This window comes from Streptomyces sp. A2-16, from assembly GCF_018128905.1.
Taxonomy (GTDB): Bacteria; Actinomycetota; Actinomycetes; order Streptomycetales; family Streptomycetaceae; genus Streptomyces.
The window spans coordinates 7,313,115-7,330,846 of sequence record NZ_CP063808.1; the positions used below are offsets into that span (position 1 = coordinate 7,313,115).

Genomic DNA, 17,732 nt, shown 5'->3' on the forward strand with positions numbered 1-17,732 from the left:
CGCGTAAACGCTTGCGCAAGCGTTTACGTGCGCCGCTGGATGGGATACCTTCCGGGCCGAGGGCCACCGTTCCGGTGCCCCGTGGGCACTGCTCCGGGAGGGGATCCGATGCCGACCATGGCCGACGTGGCACGCAGCGCCGGGGTGTCCGTGGCGACCGTCTCGCACGTCCTCAACGGGACCCGACCTGTCCTGCCCCACACCCGCCAGGCCGTGCTGGACGCCGTCGACGAACTCGGCTACACCCCCAACACCCTGGCCCGCTCCCTGGTCACCTCCCGCACCCGCTCCATCGGGCTCGCGGTGTCGGCGATCAGCAACCCGTACTTCACGGAGATCCTCCAGGGCGTCGAGGCGAGCGCTCTGGAACACGGCTACAGCCTGCTCATCGCCGATCCGCACGACGACCCCGACCACGAGCGCAAGGTCGTCCAGCTGCTGCACGAGAGACGCGTGGACGGCATGATCGTCGCGCCCTCGGCGGATCCGCGCGAGCTCGTCTCCTACCTCGGGCGCCACGAGGTCCCGACCGTGTTCCTCGACCGGGTGGTCGCCGTCCCCGAGGACGGCCCGCAGCGCTTCGACCAGGTCTGCGCCGAGAACACCGGGCCGACGGCCGGGCTGGTCACCCATCTCGCCGGACTCGGCCACCGGCGCATCGGGCTGGTGGCCGGCCTGCCAGGGCTCAGCACCACCGCCGAACGGATCTCCGGATACCGACAGGGCCTGACGGCCGCCGGTCTCCCCTACGACGATCACCTCGTCGCCCACGGCGACTCCGAGTCGGCCGGAGCCGAGCGCGCGACCGCCGCCCTGCTCTCCCTCGCCGCCCCGCCCACCGCCCTCGTCACCGCCAACAACGCGATGACCATCGGAACCCTGCGCGCCCTGCGCGAGCGCGGTCTTTCGGTGCCGGACGACCTCGCCCTGTGCTGCTTCGACGACTTCGCCTGGGCCGACCTGTTCTCGCCCCGGCTCACCGCGATCGCCCAGCCCAGCAGAGAGATCGGCGCCCAGGCGGTCCGGGTGCTCCTGGAACGCCTCGAGGCGCCGGACCGACCGGCCCGGACCGTGCGCCTGGACTGCGCGTTCGTCCACCGGACGTCGTGCGGGTGTGCGGAGACCGGGGCGCAGGAGCACGGCCGTCCCGCGCGGCGGTCCGAGCCCTCGCAACCGTCACATCGCGCCCAGCCCACGCAGCCCTCCCGGCTCACGCAGCCCGCGCAGCCCTCGCAGCCCTCGCAGCCCTCGCAGCCCTCGCAGTCGAAAGGAACCGTCTCGTGATCGTCGTCGCCGGTGAGGCCCTGATCGATCTGGTACCGCAGGGCCCAGGTGCCCTCGCGGTGCTCAAGCCGGCACTCGGCGGCGGCCCCTACAACACCGCCGTGGCCCTCGGGCGACTCGGCTCCCCCACCGCCTTCTGTTCCCGCACCTCGCTCGACGCCTTCGGCGAGGCGCTGCTCGACGGGCTGCGGGAGGCGGGAGTGGAGGTGTCCGCCGTGCAGCGCGGGCCGGAACCCACCACGCTCGCCGTCGCCACGATCGACACCGACGGCTCGGCCGCCTACTCCTTCTACGTCGACGGCACCGCCGACCGTCTGTTCACGGCTCCCGCCGCGCTCCCGTCCGGCACGCGCGCGGTGTCCTTCGGCACCTGTTCGCTCGTCCTGGAACCGGGGGCGAGCGCGTACGAGGAGCTGCTGCGGACCGCTGCCGCGCAGGGCGTGTTCACGGCGCTCGACCCGAACATCCGGGCCGGGCTGATCCCCGACGCGGACGCCTACCGGGCCCGGTTCAAGAGCTGGCTGCCGTCGGTGTCCCTGCTCAAGCTCTCCGAGGAGGACGCGCTGTGGCTAGGCGGCACCCCGCGCGAGTGGCTGGCCTCGGGACCCTCGGCCGTGGTGATCACCCATGGCGGTGACGGGCTGACCGTGTTCACCCGGGACGGGGCGGTGCTCCCGGTGCCGGGCGAGAAGGTCGACGTCGTGGACACGATCGGCGCCGGCGACACGGTGAACGCGGCCCTGCTGCACGGCCTGGCCACCCTGGACGCGCTGTCCCCGGACGCGCTCGCCGGCCTTGGCGTCGAGGACTGGACCCGGCTGCTGCGGTTCGCGGCCCGCGCGGCGGCGATCACGTGCTCACGCGCGGGGGCGCAGCCGCCGTATGCGTCGGAACTGGGTGAGCTGTAGGTGTCGAGGAGAGCGGTGACAGTGCCGGTCCCGGTGCCTGTGCCATGACGAAGCAGCGGTGCCGCGGGAAGTCTCCGCGGCACCGCTGCTTCGTGTGTTCCTGATGTGTCCGGGCCGGCGGGCCCGTGTCTCAGGCCTTGCGGGCCCGGGTCGTCTTCTTGGCGGGCGTGGCCTTCCCATCGGCTCCGGCCGCCTTCTTGGCCGCCGTGGTCCTGGCCGTCGCCGTCTTCTTGGCCGCCGACCCGGCGGCGACCGTCTTCTTCGCCGCGGCCGTCTTCCTGGCCGGTGCCTTGCGCGGGGCCTTCACCGAGGTCCCGTCGCTGATCCGGTCGGCGCCGAGGATCTCCCTCAGGAACTTGCCGGTGTGGCTGGCCGGGACTCCGGCGACCTCCTCCGGGGTGCCCTCGGCGACCACGAGTCCGCCGCCCGCGCCGCCCTCGGGGCCCATGTCGACGACCCAGTCGGCCGTCTTGATCACATCGAGGTTGTGCTCGATGACGATGACGGTGTTGCCCTTGTCGACCAGTCCGGACAGGACCTTCAGCAGCTTGCTGATGTCCTCGAAGTGCAGACCGGTGGTCGGCTCGTCCAGGACGTAGACCGTACGGCCGGTGGACCGCTTCTGGAGCTCGCTGGCGAGCTTCACCCGCTGGGCCTCACCGCCGGACAGGGTGGTCGCGGCCTGGCCGAGACGGACGTAGCCGAGACCGACGTCCTTGAGGGTATTGAGGTGACGGGCGATCGCGGGGACGGCGTCGAAGAAGTCCGTGGCCTCCTCGATCGGCATGTTCAGGACCTCGGCGATGGACTTGCCCTTGTAGTGGACCTCCAGGGTCTCCCGGTTGTAGCGGGCGCCGTGGCAGACCTCGCACGGGACGTAGACGTCCGGAAGGAAGTTCATCTCGATCTTGATGGTGCCGTCGCCCGCGCAGTTCTCGCAGCGGCCGCCCTTGACGTTGAAGGAGAAGCGGCCGGGCATGTAGCCGCGGACCTTCGCCTCGGTGGTCTCGGCGAACAGCTTGCGGACGTGGTCGAAGACGCCGGTGTACGTCGCCGGGTTCGAGCGCGGGGTGCGGCCGATCGGCGACTGGTCGACATGCACGACCTTGTCGACGAGGTCGTCGCCGTCCACGCGCGTGTGTCGGCCCGGGACACTCCTCGCGCCGTTGAGCTCGCGCGCCAGGTGGGTGTACAGGATGTCGTTGACCAGGGTCGACTTGCCGGAGCCCGAGACACCGGTGACCGCGGTGAACACACCCAGCGGGAAGGACACGTCGATGTCCTGGAGGTTGTTCTCGCGGGCCCCGTGCACCGTGAGCTGCCGGGACGGGTCGAGCGGGCGGCGGATGTCGGGCAGCGGGATGGCCTTCCGGCCCGACAGGTACTGGCCGGTCTGCGACTCCTCGTTGGCGAGCAGTTCCTTCAGGGAGCCGCTGTGCACGACCTTGCCCCCGTGCTCACCCGCGCCGGGGCCGATGTCGACGATCCAGTCGGCGACCTTGATGGTGTCCTCGTCGTGCTCGACGACGATGAGCGTGTTGCCCATGTCGCGGAGCCGGACCAGGGTCTCGATCAGCCGGTGGTTGTCGCGCTGGTGCAGACCGATGGACGGCTCGTCGAGGACGTAGAGGACGCCGACGAGTCCCGAGCCGATCTGGGTGGCCAGGCGGATGCGCTGGGCCTCGCCGCCGGAGAGGGTGCCGGCCGCGCGGTTCAGCGAGAGGTAGTCGAGACCGACGTCGACCAGGAACTTCAGCCGTTCGTTGACCTCCTTCAGCACCCGCTCGGCGATCTTCTTGTCGCGGGCGCTGAGCTTGAGCTCGCCCAGGAAGTCCGCGCAGTCGCTGATGGACATGCCGGAGACCTCGGCGATCGACTTGCCCATGACGGTGACCGCGAGGACGAGCGGCTTGAGACGGGTGCCCTCACAGGTGGGACAGGGCACCTCGCGCATGTAGCCCTCGAAGCGCTCACGGCTGGCGTCCGACTCGGACTCGCTGTGCCGGCGCTTGACGAAGGGGACGGCCCCTTCGAAGGGGGTCGTGTAGACCCGCTCGCGGCCGTACCGGTTGCGGTAGCGGACCTCGATCTGCGTCTTGTGGCCGTACAGGAGGGCCTTCTTCGCGCGCTGCGGCAGCCCGGCGAAGGGGATGTCCGTCCGGAACCCGAGCGCGTCGGCGAGGGCGCCGATCAGACGCCCGAAGTAGTCCTTGGTGTGGCCGTGCGACCACGGGTGGATGGCGCCCTCGTCGAGGGACTTGTCCTCGTCCGGGACGATCAGCTCGGGGTCGACCTCCATGCGCGTGCCGATGCCGGAGCAGTCGGGGCAGGCGCCGAAAGGCGAGTTGAAGGAGAAGGAACGGGGCTCCAGCTCCTCGAAGGACAGGTCGTCGTACGTGCAGTACAGGTGCTCCGAGAACATCCGCTCGCGCTCGGGGTCGTCCTCGGGGAGGTCGACGAAGTCGAGCACGACCATGCCGCCGGCGAGGCCGAGGGCGGTCTCCACCGAGTCGGTGAGACGGCGCTTGGCGGACTCCTTCACCGTGAGGCGGTCGATGACCACCTCGATGGTGTGCTTCTCCTGCTTCTTCAGCGTGGGCGGGTTGGAGAGCTGGATGGTCTCGCCGTCCACGCGCGCACGGCTGTAACCCTTGGTCTGGAGATCGGCGAAGAGATCGACGAACTCTCCCTTGCGCTCGCGCACGAGCGGCGAGAGCACCTGGAAGCGGCTCCCCTCCGGCAGCTCCAGGACCTTGTCGACGATGGCCTGCGGCGACTGGCGCGAGATCGGGCGGCCGCACTCCGGGCAGTGCGGCTTGCCGATGCGCGCGAAGAGCAGACGCAGGTAGTCGTAGACCTCGGTGATGGTGCCGACCGTCGAGCGCGGGTTGCGCGAGGTCGACTTCTGGTCGATGGAGACCGCGGGCGAGAGGCCCTCGATGAAGTCGACGTCGGGCTTGTCCATCTGGCCGAGGAACTGGCGGGCGTACGAGGAGAGCGACTCCACGTAGCGCCGCTGGCCCTCGGCGAAGATGGTGTCGAAGGCCAGGGAGGACTTGCCCGACCCGGACAGGCCCGTGAAGACGATGAGCGAGTCGCGAGGCAGGTCGAGCGAGACGTTCTTCAGGTTGTGCTCGCGCGCGCCACGGACGATGAGACGGTCGGCCACGCCGGTCCGCACCTTTCTTGGCTTGAGAGGAGTGACAGGGGCGGGGCCCCCGTCATTTCTCAGACTAGGGGGAGCCACTGACAACGCCGGTCGGATTCCCCGGAGGCATAACAATCCCCGGCCATCCAGCATGCCCGACGCCACGCCCGACCATATAGCACGTGCTTTCGATTTACGGCACTGCTTCACCACCTTCACCCAAAGGTGTGGCGGGACTAGGGTCAGCACCATGATTGATCACGCTCATGACCTGGAGTCTGTACGTGGTGCGACCGAGCGGCTGCTGACCGCAGCCGCCAAGATGGACAACGCGTCCGTGACCGAGTCGTCACGGCTGCCGGGCTGGAGCCGCGGCCATGTCCTCGCGCACCTCGCCCGCAACGCCGACGCCCTCGTGAACGTGCTGCGGGGACGGCCGATGTATCCCTCCGGGGAAGCGCGCGACGCCGACATCGAGCGCGACGCCCCGCGGCCCCTCGACGTCCAGCTCGCCGACCTCCGCGACAGCGCCGCCCGCTTCCAGGAGGAGGGTGCGGCACCGGCCGACTGGTCACGCACCGTCGAGCTGCGCAACGGGGTCACCGACTCGGCGTCCCGGGTGCCGTTCCGCCGGTGGGTCGAGGTGGAGCTCCATCACGTGGACCTCGGGATCGGGTACGACCTGGAGGACCTGCCCGAGGAGTTCCTGGAGCGCGAGATCGACTTCCTGGCGGAACGCTTCCGGGGCCATCCCGACGTCCCCGCACTTCTGATCGAGCAGGACGCGGGCCCCGGAATCAGGACGGGCGGCGACGGGGATCCCTCCCTCGTCGTCAGCGGCCGCCCGGCCGACCTGCTCGGCTGGCTCGCCGGCCGCCGCGACGGCTCGGCACTGACGGTCCACGGCGGCACTCTCCCCGCGCTGCCCCCGCTATAGGCTGGCGGTCATGACGTACAGCGGACAGGTGACGGTCGGCGGGCCCGCCGACGTGCACGAGCTCAAGGACCTGATGATCACCAAGATCGCGGTCGGCCCGATGGACAACAACGCCTATCTGCTGCGCTGCCGGGCCACCGACGAGCAACTGCTGATCGACGCCGCCAACGAGGCGGACACCCTGCTGGGCATGATCGGTGACGACGGCATCGCCTCCGTCGTCACCACGCACCAGCACGGCGACCACTGGCAGGCGCTCGCCGCGGTGGTCGCGGCCACGCACGCGCGTACGTACGCCGGCCGGGACGACGCCGACGGCATCCCCGTGCCCACCGACGTCCCGGTCGACGACGGAGATGTCATCCGCGTCGGCCACGTCGAGCTGACCGCCCGCCACCTGGTCGGTCACACGCCCGGCTCGATCGCCCTCGTCTACGACGACCCGCACGGACACCCTCATGTGTTCACCGGGGACTGCCTGTTCCCGGGAGGCGTCGGCAACACCCGCAAGGACCCCGAGGCGTTCGCCAGCCTGATCCACGACGTCGAGACGAAGATCTTCGACGCGCTGCCCGACGAGACCTGGGTGTACCCGGGCCACGGGAACGACACGACGCTGGGCGCGGAGCGGCCGCAGCTGCCGGAGTGGCGCGCTCGGGGCTGGTGAACTCCGCGGTGTGCGGAGGGGCGTGAGAACGGCGTACGGCGGGCGCACGGAAAGACGTACGCCCGGCGCGCACCCCTTCGCACGCGCCCCGTGTGAAGCCTTCACACACGCCGGAGTCACGCACGCGCTCCCGGCGCACATGGTTGCGCAGTCAACTGGGAGCAGCCCCGCACAGGATGACGGCTCCTGCGCGGTACGGGCCGCCGGTCTTCATTTCCCCGCCCTCGACCGGCGGCCCCGGCAACCTGTCCGAAAACTGTTCACACGACCGCAACACCCGTTCCCAATATGCGGACGATTGCCGCCGTGACCTCGACAAACGGGACAGTGGACTGTCACTCTCCCGCCATGCACCCTGCCCCACGCGCCCTGCGCCGCGCTGTCGCCGCGGCATCCATAGCCCTGCTCGCCACCGCCGTCGGCTGCGCTCCGCAGCCCGACGAGGACGCGAGCGCCAAGGCCTCGGGGTCGACCGGAACCACCTGTGCCAAGGGCAAGTTGGCCACCGAGACCGCCGGCAAGCTGACGATCGCGACCGACGAGCCGGCGTACGAGCCGTGGTTCAAGGACGACAAGCCCGCGAACGGCAAGGGCTTCGAGTCGGCCGTCGCCTACGCCGTGGCAAAGCAGCTCGGGTACGACAGGAGCGCGGTCGTCTGGCAGAGCGTCCCCTTCAACAAGGCCTTCGCACCCGGGGAGAAGACCTTCGACTTCGACATCAACCAGGTGTCGATCAGCGCCGAGCGCAAGAAGGCCGTGGACTTCTCCTCCGGCTACTACGACGTGCGCCAGGCCGTCATCGCTCTCAAGGGCACCAAGGCCGCCAAGGCGAAGAGCATCGCGGACCTGAAGGGCCTCAAGCTCGGCGCCCAGGTCGGCACGACGAGCCTGAACTACATCCAGGACGTGGTGAAGCCGACGCAGGAGGCCGCCGCGTACGCCAAGAACGACCAGGCGAAGTCCGCCCTGGAGAACAAGCAGGTGGACGCCATCGTCGTCGACCTGCCGACCGCCTTCTACATCACCGCGGCGGAGGTGACGGACGGCACCATCGTCGGGCAGTTCGAGAACCAGGGCGGCACGCCGGAGCAGTTCGGGCTCGTGCTCGACAAGGGCAGTGCGCTCACCTCCTGCGTGACGGCCGCCGTGGACGCCCTGCGCAAGGACGGCACCCTCGGCAAGTTGGAGCAGCAGTGGCTGTCCGACGCCGTCGACGCCCCGGTCCTCAAGTGACGCTGACGAAGGACGAGGCCGGCCAGGAAGACGCGGGCGACTCCTACACGCCGTCGCAGCGGCGGATCGAGCGGGAGCGCCTCAAGCGCGCCCGCACCCGCCGCGCGACGGCCATCGCCGCCGTCTCGACCCTGGTCACCGGCATCGTCCTCTACCTGGTCGTCGTCAACGCGCCCGGCTGGCCGCGCACCAAGGAGACGTTCTTCAACGGGCAGTACGCGCGCGAGGCGTTTCCCAAGGTCCTCGAAGGGCTGTGGCTGAACGTCCGGCTGCTGCTGATCTGCGGTGTCGCCGTGCTGCTGCTCGGCATGCTGATCGCCATCGCCCGCACGCTGCGCGGCCCGGTGTTCTTCCCGCTGCGCGTCCTGGCCGCCGCCTACACGGACTTCTTCCGCGGCCTGCCGCTCATCATCAACCTCATGATCGTCGTCCTGGGTGTGCCGGCCCTGCGGCTCCAGGGCGTGACGGTCGACCCGGTGTGGCTGGGCGGCACGGCGCTCACGCTGACGTATTCGGCGTACGTGGCCGAGGTGTTCCGCGCGGGCATCGAGTCCGTGCACCCCTCGCAGCGTGCCGCGGCCCGCTCGCTCGGGCTCTCCAACCGGCAGGCGCTGCGGTACGTGGTGCTGCCGCAGGCGGTGCGCCGCCAGGTGCCGCCCCTGCTGAACGACCTGGTGTCGCTCCAGAAGGACACCGGTCTGGTGTCGATCGGGGGCGCGATCGACGCCGTACGGGCCGCCGACATCATCGTCGGCCGGAGCCTCAACTACACGCCGTACATCGTCGCGGGCCTGGTCTTCGTGGCGCTGACCATCCCGATGACCCGCTTCACGGACTGGGTGACGGCACGGATGGACCGCCGGCGGGCCCAGGGAGGAATCGCATGAGCGACGCAGACGGACCGGTGCTGCGGATGGAGTCCGTCCGCAAGACGTTCGGCGACTCGGTCGTGCTGCGGGACGTCGATCTGGAGGTCGCCCCGCACACCGTGACCGCGCTGATCGGTGCGTCCGGGTCCGGCAAGTCGACACTGCTGCGCTGCGCCAACCTCCTGGAGGAGATCGACGACGGCGCCATCTGGCTGGACGGCGAGGAGATCACCGATCCGCGCGTCGACCAGGACGCGGTACGGCGCCGTATCGGCGTGGTCTTCCAGGCGTACAACCTCTTTCCGCACATGACGGTGCTGGAGAACATCACGCTGGCACCGCGCCGGGTGCACCAGGTGGCCCGCGCGGAGGCCGAGGAGCACGCCCGCGGGCTCCTGGAGCGGCTCGGGCTCGGCGGGAAGGCGGACGAGTACCCGGACCGGCTCAGCGGCGGTCAGCAGCAGCGGGTCGCGATCGTGCGAGCCCTCGCCGTACGGCCCCGGCTGCTGCTGCTCGACGAGATCACCGCGGCCCTGGACCCCGAGCTGGTGGGCGAGGTCCTGAACGTCGTGCGTGACCTCAAGGGCGACGGGATGACCATGATGCTGGCCACGCACGAGATGGGCTTCGCGCGGGAGGTCGCCGACCAGGTCTGCTTTCTGGACTCGGGTGTGGTCCTCGAGCGCGGGAGCGCCGAGCAGGTCTTCGGCGCTCCGCAGCACGAGCGCACACAGCGCTTCCTGAAGCGGATCGTGGAGGCGGGGCGGCTGTAAGCAGCTGTAAGTGGCGCCCGCCATGGCGGGCGCCACTTACTGCCCTACGCCTCGGCCCGGGCCGGCCCCGCCAGCGCCGCGACCCGCTCCACCCCGAACACGTATCCCTGCACCCCGCAGCCGGCGATGACCCCGTCCGCGCGCAGCGAGACGTAGGAGTGGTGCCGGAAGGACTCGCGCTGGTGGATGTTGGAGATGTGCACCTCCAGGACCGGCAGCCCGTCACAGGTGTTGAGCGCGTCCAGGATCGCGACCGATGTGTGCGAGTAGGCACCGGGGTTGATGACGATCCCGCAGTGATGGAGCCTCGCCTCGTGGATCCAGTCGACCAGTTCGCCCTCGTGGTTGGACTGCCGGAAGTCCACGGTGCCGCCGTGCGCGGCGGCCGCCTTGGCGCACAGGGCCTCGACGTCGGCGAGGGTGTCCTTGCCGTAGATCTCCGGCTGCCGCTGACCGAGCAGGTTCAGGTTGGGGCCGTTGAGGATCATGATCGGGGCGTTGGCCAGGGTGCGGGGCACGGTTCCTCCGGTCCGGTACGGGTGGGCTGCTCGTCCCCGGTTTATCACGGTGCGCCGCGCGCGGTGCCGCCCGTACCCTCCCGGCATGACCACGCTCTCGTACCCCTCCAAGCCCGTACCCGGCGACCGCATCGCCGTCATCTCCCCCGGCGCCGGCCTGCCGGGGCTCTTCCCGCGCCCCTTCGAGCTCGGGCTGGAGCGGCTGCGCAAGGAGTACGGGCTGGAGCCGGTCGAGTATCCGGCGACCCGGAAGATGGGCTCGACGCCGCAGGAACGCGCCGCCGACATCCACGCGGCCTTCGCCGACCCGGACGTCAAGGTGGTCATGGCGTCCATCGGGGGTGACGATCAGATCACCGTTCTGCCGTTCCTGGACCGGGAGTTGATCCGGGCGAACCCGAAGCCGTTCTTCGGGATGAGCGACAACACCAACCTGCTCGCGTACCTGTACAGCACCGGCATCGTGAGCTACCACGGCGCCACCGTGATGACCGCGCTCGGGCGCCCGGTGGCCATGAGCTCCCTGACCGCAGACTCCCTGCGGGCCGCCCTGTTCACCTCCGGCGCCTACGAACTCGCGCCCGCCGCCCGGGTGCGGGACGTCGACCGTGACTGGGCGGACCCCGCCACCTTCGAGACGGAGCCGGACACCCGTCCCGGCAACGGCTGGACCTGGGTGAACGCCGACCGGGTGGTGGAGGGCCGCGCCTGGGGCGGCTGTCTGGAGATCCTGGGCTGGCTGCTGATGGCCGACCGCGAGATCGCGCGCGACCTGAGCGTGTACGACGGAGGGGTGCTGCTCCTGGAGACCTCGGAGGAGATGCCGAGCGATGTCGAGGTCTTCCGCACCCTGCGCAACATGGGCGAGCGCGGGCTGCTGGAACGCTTCTCCGCGCTGCTGATGGGCCGCCCCAAGACCTGGTCCTTCGAGCACCCCAACAGCCCGGAGCAGGCGGATCGTTACGCCGCCGACCAGCGCGAGGCCGTACTGCGGGTCATGCGCGTGTATGCGCCCAACACGACCATCGTCTTCGACGTGGACTACGGCCACACCGATCCACAACTCGTCATCCCCTACGGCGGTCTCGTCCGCGTCGACGGTCCCGCCCGGCGCATCACCGTCACGTACTGACCACGCCCGTAACCCTTGGTCACCGCGGGTGGTTGACGCGGCATGCACGACGTACGCACCGTAAGGGCGCCTTCCATGCCGCGGCTCGCGGCCGCCTCGCTCGCCGGGACGGCCATCGAGTTCTACGACTTCTTCGTCTACGGAACGGCCGCGGCACTGATCCTGGGGCCGCTGTTCTTCCCGAGCTTCTCGCCCGTCGTGGGGACGCTGGCCGCCTTCGGGACCTTCGGCGTGGGGTTCGTCGCGCGGCCGCTCGGGTCGGTGCTGTTCGGGCACATCGGGGACCGGCACGGGCGGCGTCCGGTCCTCGTGGCCTCGCTGCTGCTGACCGGCGTCGCCACGGTCGCGGTCGGCTGTGTGCCGACGTACGACGCGATCGGTGCGGCCGCCCCGCTGCTGCTCCTGGTGCTGCGCTTCCTGCAGGGCCTGGGGCTCGGCGGGGAGTGGGGCGGGGCCGTGCTGCTGACCGCGGAGCACGCGCCCGCCGAACGGCGTGGGCTGTGGACGAGCTTCCCGCAGGTGGGACCCGCGCTGGGCTTCCTGCTCGCCAACGGCGTGGTGCTGGCGCTGTCGGCCACGCTGTCCGAGGCGCAGTTCGCCGCGTGGGGCTGGCGGGTGCCGTTCTGGGCGGCCGGGGTGCTGGCGGCGGTGGGGCTGTGGCTGCGCTCCTCCCTTCCGGAGAGCCCCGGGTTCCTGGAGATCGACGACCACGCGCGCGTGCCGCTCGCCGAGGTGGTCCGCGACCATGGGCGGCTCGTCCTGCTGACGGCCGGTGCGCTCGCGGTCGGGTACGCGATCTTCTACGCCGTGACGACGTGGTCCCTCGCCTACGGGACGGAGCGGCTCGGGGTGAGCCGTACCGTCATGCTGACCTGCATCATGGCCGCGGTGCTGGTGAAGGGCTCGCTCACACCGGTGGCCGCGCTGCTCGGGGACCGGTACGGGCGGCGGCCGCTGTGTCTCGCGGGATGCACGGCGGCCGCGCTGTGGATGTTCCCGATGGTGGCGTTGCTGGCCACCGGGGAGCCGCTGTGGATGTTCCTCGGCTTCCTGGGGGCGATGATCGCGTTCATCACGATGTTCGCGGTGATCGCCGCGTATCTGCCGGAGCTGTACGAGCCGCGGGTGCGCTGCACCGGGGCCGCTGTCGGCTACAACCTCGGCGGGGTGATCGGGGGCGCGCTCACCCCGATCGTGGCGACGGCGCTGGTGGAGCACGGCGGGCGGGTGCCCTGGGGCGTGGGCGCGTATCTGACCGGGATCGCGCTGCTCAGCCTCGGGTGCTTCGCGTTGCTGCCGGAGACGCGTCCAGTGCCCGTGACGGTGGCGGAGCCGGCTGCGGACGGGTCCGTTACGGGTTGATCGCCAGCTCCAGATAGGCCGCGAACAACACGAGATGTACGCCGCCCTGCAGCGGTGTGGCCCGGCCGGGGACCACGGTCAGGGAGCTGACCACCACCGTGAGGGCCAGCAGCACCATGTGGGTGGAGCCGAGGCCGAGGACGAGCGGCCCGGAGAGCCAGACGGAGGCCAGTGCGACGGCGGGGATGGTCAGGCCGATGCTGGCCATGGCCGAGCCGAGGGCGAGGTTGAGACTGGTCTGCACGCGGTCGCGGCGCGCGGAGCGCAGGGCGGCGATGGTCTCGGGGAGAAGCACCAGCAGGGCGATGATCACACCGACGACGGCATGAGGAAGACCGGCCTTGGCCACCCCGGACTCGATGGTCGGTGAGACGCCCTTGGCCAGGCCGACCACCCCGATCAGGGCGAGGCCCAGCAGGCTCAGACTGACCAGCGCGGCGCGGGCGGTGGGGATGTCGGCGTGGTCGTCAGCCGTGATCACCTCCCCCTGGCGGGTGATCGGGAGGAAGTAGTCGCGGTGCCGTACGGTCTGGGTCGCCACGAACAGGCCGTACAGAATCAGCGAGGACACCGCGGCGAAGGTCAGCTGGGTGGTGGAGAACTCCGGGCCCGGCTTGCTCGTCGTGAACGTCGGCAGCACCAGGCTCAGCGTGGCCAGGGTGGCGACCGTGGCGAGGGCGGCGCCGGTGCCCTCGGGGTTGAAGACCGCGGTGCCGTGGCGCAGTGAGGCCACCAGGAGGCTGATGCCGACGATGCCGTTGCAGGTGATCATCACGGCCGCGAAGACCGTGTCCCTGGCCAGCGTGGAACTCTTGTCGCCGCCGTCCGCCATCAGGGTGACGATCAGGGCCACCTCGATGATCGTGACGGCGACGGCAAGGACGAGCGAGCCGAACGGCTCCCCGACCCGGTGGGCGACCACCTCGGCGTGGTGCACGGCGGCCAGCACGGCCCCGGCGAGGACCAGGGTCACGATGACCACGACCGCTCCGGGCAGATCGCGGCCCCAGGTGAACACCAGCAGGACGACCGCGAGCACCGGCACGACGGACGTCCAGCTCACGGTGAGCGGGCGGAGCCGAGCAATCATGCAGCGATACTCGCAGAGGCACTCAGGCCCCGCACGCCCCCTGGGCTACTTGAGCTCGCCCGATTCCAGGACGTCGCAGTTGATGTAGACGCGCTCGCCGATGCTCAAGGCTCCGAGCTGCTCCGCGAGTTTGCTCGTCTCGGGGTCGTCGCTGTTGCGCATGGCCTCGTCGTACGACTCGAACTCGATCACCGCGAGGTAGTGGTTGGGCTTGTCCCGGTCCTTCAGGAGCATGCGGTGGGTCGGGCCGCCCGTCCGGCCCGCACTGCGCTGCTCCGCCTCCCGCAGCACCTGCTGCATCTCCTCCAGGCGCTCGGTCTCGAAGCCGATGATCTGCGCGAACTTCATGGGTGTCTCCAGCCGGCCACGGCGCCCCCGGGCCGGGGAACGCACACTGGAACCAAACAAGCACCGGGAGCGATACCCGGCAATTCGCCGCGCACCGCTCCCGGTGGTGGTTCTTTCTACGTCGGCCGTGGTCAGGCCTCGATGCTGTCCTTCGGAGCGCCCTCGCTCTTCGCCTGCGCCGCCTCGGCCGCCGCCTGCTTCCTGGAGGCCATCAGGCTGGTGATCGTGGTGACGATCAGGACCGAGCAGATCACACCGAGCGAGACCGGAATGCTGATCTCGGGGACGTGCACCCCCGACTCGTGCAGGGCGTGCAGCACCAGCTTGACGCCGATGAAGCCCAGGATGATCGACAGGCCGTAGCTGAGGTGGACCAGCTTCTTCAGCAGGCCACCGATGAGGAAGTACAGCTGGCGCAGGCCCATCAGGGCGAACGCGTTGGCGGTGAAGACGATGTACGGGTCCTGGGTCAGGCCGAAGATCGCGGGGATCGAGTCGAGCGCGAAGAGCACGTCGGTGGAGCCGATCGCGAGCATCACGACGAGCATCGGGGTCATGACCCGCTTGCCGTTCTCCACGATCCACAGCTTGGTGCCGTGGTAGCGGTCCGCCACGCCGAACCTGCGCTCGGCGGCCTTCAGCAGCTTGTTCTCCTCGAACTCCTCGTCCTCCTCGTCCGCGCGTGCCTCCTGGATGAGCTTCCAGGCGGTCCAGATGAGGAAGGCGCCGAAGATGTAGAACACCCAGGCGAAGCTGGCGATGATCGCGGCGCCGGCGGCGATGAAGATCGCGCGCAGCACCAGGGCTATGAGGACACCGACGAGAAGCACCCGCTGCTGGTACTGCGAGGGCACCGCGAACTTCGCCATGATCAGGACGAAGACGAAGAGGTTGTCCACGCTCAGGGACTTCTCGGTGATGAAGCCCGCGAAGAACTCTCCGCCGGCCTGGCCGCCGCCGAAGACGAACAGACCGAGCCCGAAGAGGCCGGCCAGGGCGATCCAGACGACCGTCCAGATGCCCGCTTCCTTGATGGACACGTCGTGCGGCTTGCGGCCGATGAAGAAGTCGACCGCGATGAGGGCGGCGAGGCCCACGATCGTCAGGACCCACAGGGTCACGGAAACATCCACAGTTCCTCCGGCAATACGTAACGGCAAGTAACCAGCGTCGTCGCGCTGCCGGAGGTCTCTTCCACCCACGGTGGGCCGGCGCCCCGGGATCAGGCCTGATCCGTATTGACGGGTACGCCGCAGTCGACAGGGAGTACTCCCCTCCGTGCCACCAACCGTACCCCAATCACCAAGGAAAGGTAAAGCAATTGGCAAAAGAAAGGTCAAAATCCCTGATGGGAGCCCTTTACGTGTACTTGGTACGAGCCGTCGCGACCTGGCTGAGGACCTGCGAGAGCACCTGGCTGCCGGGCGGGACGAGCGCCGGCTCGTAGGTCCAGGCGTGCCCGACCCACGGGTCGGCGAGATGGTCGTCGGGGACCGGCGTGAGCCGCATCAGCGAGCGCCACAGGGGGTCGAGGAGGGGGCCGTAGGCGGAGGCCTCCTCACGGTCCGCGACCATCATCAGGTGGACGCCGACGGACGGCCCCTCGTCGGCGAGGTAGCGCAGCTGGGTCACGGCCCGGTCGTCGAAGCCGTGCGGGAAGTCGTTGACGATCAGCAGTTGCTCGGAGGTGTCGAACCCGGGCGGGAAGGAGTCGGCCGCACCGCCGCGCACCGCCATCTGCACGAGGTCGACGCGCTCGGTGAGGCGGGCCAGGACGTCCGCCACGCCCGCGGCGCCGACGGCGGGCGGGGCCGCGAGCGCACCGGACCACACCAGGGGGGCAAGCGCCTGCGCACCCGAGCCCGCCGGGTCGATGACCTGCAGGGTGTAGTCCCCGGCGGGATGGACGGCGAGGAGCCGGGCCGCGAGCGCCACGGCCGTGTCCATGGCGAGGCGGTGCAGTTCGTGGGAGTCGAGGAACGAACCGTCGAGAGACCCGGCGGCCCCGCTGTCGATCCACAGGCCGCGCTCCAGCGGCAGCCGGACCAGCATCGGAATGCGCAGTTCCGCGCACTCGGGCAGATGCAGATCGCCCAGCCGCACGGCCATGGGCACCTCGAACGGCACCCGGTAGCCGTGCCAGACGGGGTTGTCCCAGCGGGCGTACGCCGGCGGCAGGGCGGGTTCGACCACCTCGGACTCGGCCGTGAGCTGGCCGAGATCCCGGTCGTAGACCGCCCGGGCCTGTTCGACGAGCTGGGCGTGCTTGGCGCGAGCGGCCTCACGTGCGGCGTCGCCCTGTGCGCCGATCCGGCTGCGCGGGTCGGCGAGGGCCGCGTCCAGCTCCTTCTCCATGCGGGAGTCGGCGAAGTCGACGGCACTGCGGTACGCGGCCGTGGAGCGGGCCAGGTCCTCGAACATGCCCCACACCTGGTTGTAGAGGCGCTCCTCCATGGACCAGCCGGTGGCGTCCCCGGCGACCGGCCGCGCCGGCTGCCCCGGCTGGGCGGGAGGCGCGACGGGTGGGGGCGGCGGCGGGGCGGTGTTCTGCCGCCGGGGGTGGCTGTAGTCGATCGGGCCGCCGACGGTGGGCGGCCGGGCGGTGGTGTCCGCGGCCCCCGGGGCGGGTCCGGGCTGCGGCGCGTCCGCTGCCGGAGTGCCCTGCGCGCCGTAGGGGGAGGTGGGCTGCGGTGCGCCGGAGGCCGGGCCGCCGTTCGGAGGCAGCGGCGGAGCGGTCGGGGGCTGTGTGCCGTAGGGCGACAGCGGCTGCGGCGGTACGGCACCGGGAGTGCCCTGGGCCGAGGACGGTCCCTGGTCGGAGCCCGGCGCCGGCGTGGCCGTCTGGCGGAGACGGTCGCCGTCCGCCGTGAGCGGCGGTGGCATCGGCACAGCGCGGGCCGAGCCCCGGGCCACCGCCTCGTGGATGTCGTGGGCGAGCTGCCGGGCCTGGGGCAGGCCCTGGTCGGTGAGGAGTTCGGCGAGGCCGCCCGCGTAGCCCTGCCCCACCGCGCGCACCTTCCAGGCGCCCTGGCGGCGGTAGAGCTCCAGCGCGACGACCGCGGACTCCGCGTCCAGGCCGGTGATGGTGTAGCCGGCGAGCTCGGTGCCGTCCAGGCCGGTGACCGCGACGAACGGGGCGGCCACGGCGCCGAAGCGCACGGGGCCGCCCGCAGCCGGCAGCGCGAGGAGGACATGGACCCGGTGGACGGCCTCGGGCACCGCGCCGAGATCGACCGCGAGGCGGTGGTCGGCGGCCGCCTGCCGGGAGACCTCGAGACCCGGCAGAGTCGGCGCGCCCGGGTGGACGACCCACTCGACGCCGTGCACGTGGCCGCGCTCGTCGCCGAGCGTGGCCCCGGCCACGACCGGTGTGCCGGCCGCGATCCGGATCTCGAGTCGGGCCTGGGAGAGCGGGTGGTTCTGCCCCCGCACCAGCTCGGCCGTCATCGCCTTCTCCCCCTGT

15 protein-coding genes are annotated in these 17,732 nt (G+C 70.6%); 9 read left to right on the top strand and 6 right to left on the bottom strand.

Features of this window, described 5'->3' with window-relative positions; translation table 11 throughout:
• Positions 1-108: 108 nt before the first annotated feature.
• Together IOD14_RS32895 and IOD14_RS32900 are read left to right on the top strand one after the other, a co-directional pair.
• A complete protein-coding gene (locus IOD14_RS32895) occupies positions 109-1,284 on the top strand; it encodes a LacI family DNA-binding transcriptional regulator (RefSeq protein WP_212672251.1) in 1,176 nt (391 codons plus the stop codon).
• Positions 1,281-2,192 carry a carbohydrate kinase gene (locus IOD14_RS32900; protein WP_212672252.1) on the top strand — a complete coding sequence of 304 codons (912 nt, stop codon included), beginning with the start codon at positions 1,281-1,283 and terminating at the stop codon, positions 2,190-2,192. The genes IOD14_RS32895 and IOD14_RS32900 overlap by 4 nt, the downstream gene beginning before the upstream one ends.
• Before the next feature lie 130 nt (positions 2,193-2,322).
• Here the strand turns inward: IOD14_RS32900 and uvrA are convergent, their stop codons facing one another.
• Complete coding sequence (gene uvrA / locus IOD14_RS32905; RefSeq protein WP_123988450.1) at positions 2,323-5,361, bottom strand: excinuclease ABC subunit UvrA; 3,039 nt, start codon at positions 5,359-5,361, stop codon at positions 2,323-2,325.
• A gap of 229 nt (positions 5,362-5,590) precedes the next feature.
• Here uvrA and IOD14_RS32910 point away from each other — a divergent pair, with 229 nt between their 5' ends.
• From IOD14_RS32910 to IOD14_RS32930, 5 genes are all read left to right on the top strand, one after another.
• The gene (locus tag IOD14_RS32910) at positions 5,591-6,277 is read left to right on the top strand and encodes a maleylpyruvate isomerase family mycothiol-dependent enzyme (RefSeq protein ID WP_212672253.1); all 687 of its coding nucleotides are present in this window, start codon (positions 5,591-5,593) and stop codon (positions 6,275-6,277) included.
• Positions 6,278-6,287: 10 nt separating this feature from the next.
• Positions 6,288-6,944 carry an MBL fold metallo-hydrolase gene (locus IOD14_RS32915; RefSeq protein WP_123988452.1) on the top strand — a complete coding sequence of 219 codons (657 nt, stop codon included), beginning with the start codon at positions 6,288-6,290 and terminating at the stop codon, positions 6,942-6,944.
• Positions 6,945-7,292: 348 nt separating this feature from the next.
• Complete coding sequence (locus IOD14_RS32920) at positions 7,293-8,177, top strand: ABC transporter substrate-binding protein (protein WP_212672254.1); 885 nt, start codon at positions 7,293-7,295, stop codon at positions 8,175-8,177.
• Complete coding sequence (locus IOD14_RS32925) at positions 8,174-9,064, top strand: amino acid ABC transporter permease (RefSeq protein ID WP_123988454.1); 891 nt, start codon at positions 8,174-8,176, stop codon at positions 9,062-9,064. Before IOD14_RS32920 ends, IOD14_RS32925 begins: the two co-directional genes overlap by 4 nt.
• Positions 9,061-9,819: an amino acid ABC transporter ATP-binding protein gene (locus IOD14_RS32930; protein ID WP_280843655.1), complete on the top strand. Its 759-nt coding sequence runs from the start codon at positions 9,061-9,063 to the stop codon at positions 9,817-9,819. The genes IOD14_RS32925 and IOD14_RS32930 overlap by 4 nt, the downstream gene beginning before the upstream one ends.
• A gap of 44 nt (positions 9,820-9,863) precedes the next feature.
• Here the strand turns inward: IOD14_RS32930 and aroQ are convergent, their stop codons facing one another.
• On the bottom strand, positions 9,864-10,337 hold the full coding sequence (gene aroQ / locus IOD14_RS32935) for a type II 3-dehydroquinate dehydratase (protein ID WP_123988455.1): 474 nt from the start codon (positions 10,335-10,337) through the stop codon (positions 9,864-9,866).
• Between the two features lie 85 nt (positions 10,338-10,422).
• Here aroQ and IOD14_RS32940 point away from each other — a divergent pair, with 85 nt between their 5' ends.
• Complete coding sequence (locus IOD14_RS32940; protein WP_123988456.1) at positions 10,423-11,469, top strand: S66 peptidase family protein; 1,047 nt, start codon at positions 10,423-10,425, stop codon at positions 11,467-11,469.
• A 75-nt stretch (positions 11,470-11,544) separates the two neighbouring features.
• Complete coding sequence (locus IOD14_RS32945) at positions 11,545-12,831, top strand: MFS transporter (protein ID WP_212672255.1); 1,287 nt, start codon at positions 11,545-11,547, stop codon at positions 12,829-12,831.
• On the opposite strand, the gene IOD14_RS32950 is transcribed toward IOD14_RS32945, so the two are convergent.
• The 4 genes from IOD14_RS32950 to IOD14_RS32965 form a co-directional block, all read right to left on the bottom strand.
• Positions 12,821-13,921, bottom strand: a complete 1,101-nt coding sequence (locus IOD14_RS32950) for an ionic transporter y4hA (protein ID WP_212672256.1) — start codon at positions 13,919-13,921, stop codon at positions 12,821-12,823. The two genes, IOD14_RS32945 and IOD14_RS32950, sit on opposite strands and share 11 nt — an antisense overlap.
• Positions 13,922-13,966: 45 nt before the next feature.
• Complete coding sequence (locus IOD14_RS32955; RefSeq protein ID WP_123988459.1) at positions 13,967-14,269, bottom strand: hypothetical protein; 303 nt, start codon at positions 14,267-14,269, stop codon at positions 13,967-13,969.
• Positions 14,270-14,400: 131 nt separating this feature from the next.
• Positions 14,401-15,402 carry a TerC/Alx family metal homeostasis membrane protein gene (locus tag IOD14_RS32960; protein WP_212672257.1) on the bottom strand — a complete coding sequence of 334 codons (1,002 nt, stop codon included), beginning with the start codon at positions 15,400-15,402 and terminating at the stop codon, positions 14,401-14,403.
• A 226-nt stretch (positions 15,403-15,628) separates the two neighbouring features.
• Entirely contained in the window at positions 15,629-17,716 is a 2,088-nt protein-coding gene (locus tag IOD14_RS32965) for a TerD family protein (protein WP_212672258.1), read from the bottom strand.
• Between the last annotated feature and the right edge of the window lie 16 nt (positions 17,717-17,732).

What these genes read in the sequence shown, in the direction of transcription:
- IOD14_RS32895 (WP_212672251.1), top strand. Translation starts at nt 109, where the DNA reads ATGCCGACCATGGCCGACGTGGCACGCAGCGCCGGGGTGTCCGTGGCG.
- IOD14_RS32910 (WP_212672253.1), top strand. Translation starts at nt 5,591, where the DNA reads ATGATTGATCACGCTCATGACCTGGAGTCTGTACGTGGTGCGACCGAG.
- IOD14_RS32915 (WP_123988452.1), top strand. Translation starts at nt 6,288, where the DNA reads ATGACGTACAGCGGACAGGTGACGGTCGGCGGGCCCGCCGACGTGCAC.
- IOD14_RS32920 (WP_212672254.1), top strand. Translation starts at nt 7,293, where the DNA reads ATGCACCCTGCCCCACGCGCCCTGCGCCGCGCTGTCGCCGCGGCATCC.
- IOD14_RS32930 (WP_280843655.1), top strand. Translation starts at nt 9,061, where the DNA reads ATGAGCGACGCAGACGGACCGGTGCTGCGGATGGAGTCCGTCCGCAAG.
- IOD14_RS32940 (WP_123988456.1), top strand. Translation starts at nt 10,423, where the DNA reads ATGACCACGCTCTCGTACCCCTCCAAGCCCGTACCCGGCGACCGCATC.
- IOD14_RS32945 (WP_212672255.1), top strand. Translation starts at nt 11,545, where the DNA reads ATGCCGCGGCTCGCGGCCGCCTCGCTCGCCGGGACGGCCATCGAGTTC.
- IOD14_RS32950 (WP_212672256.1), bottom strand. Translation starts at nt 13,921, where the DNA reads ATGATTGCTCGGCTCCGCCCGCTCACCGTGAGCTGGACGTCCGTCGTG.
- IOD14_RS32955 (WP_123988459.1), bottom strand. Translation starts at nt 14,269, where the DNA reads ATGAAGTTCGCGCAGATCATCGGCTTCGAGACCGAGCGCCTGGAGGAG.
- IOD14_RS32965 (WP_212672258.1), bottom strand. Translation starts at nt 17,716, where the DNA reads ATGACGGCCGAGCTGGTGCGGGGGCAGAACCACCCGCTCTCCCAGGCC.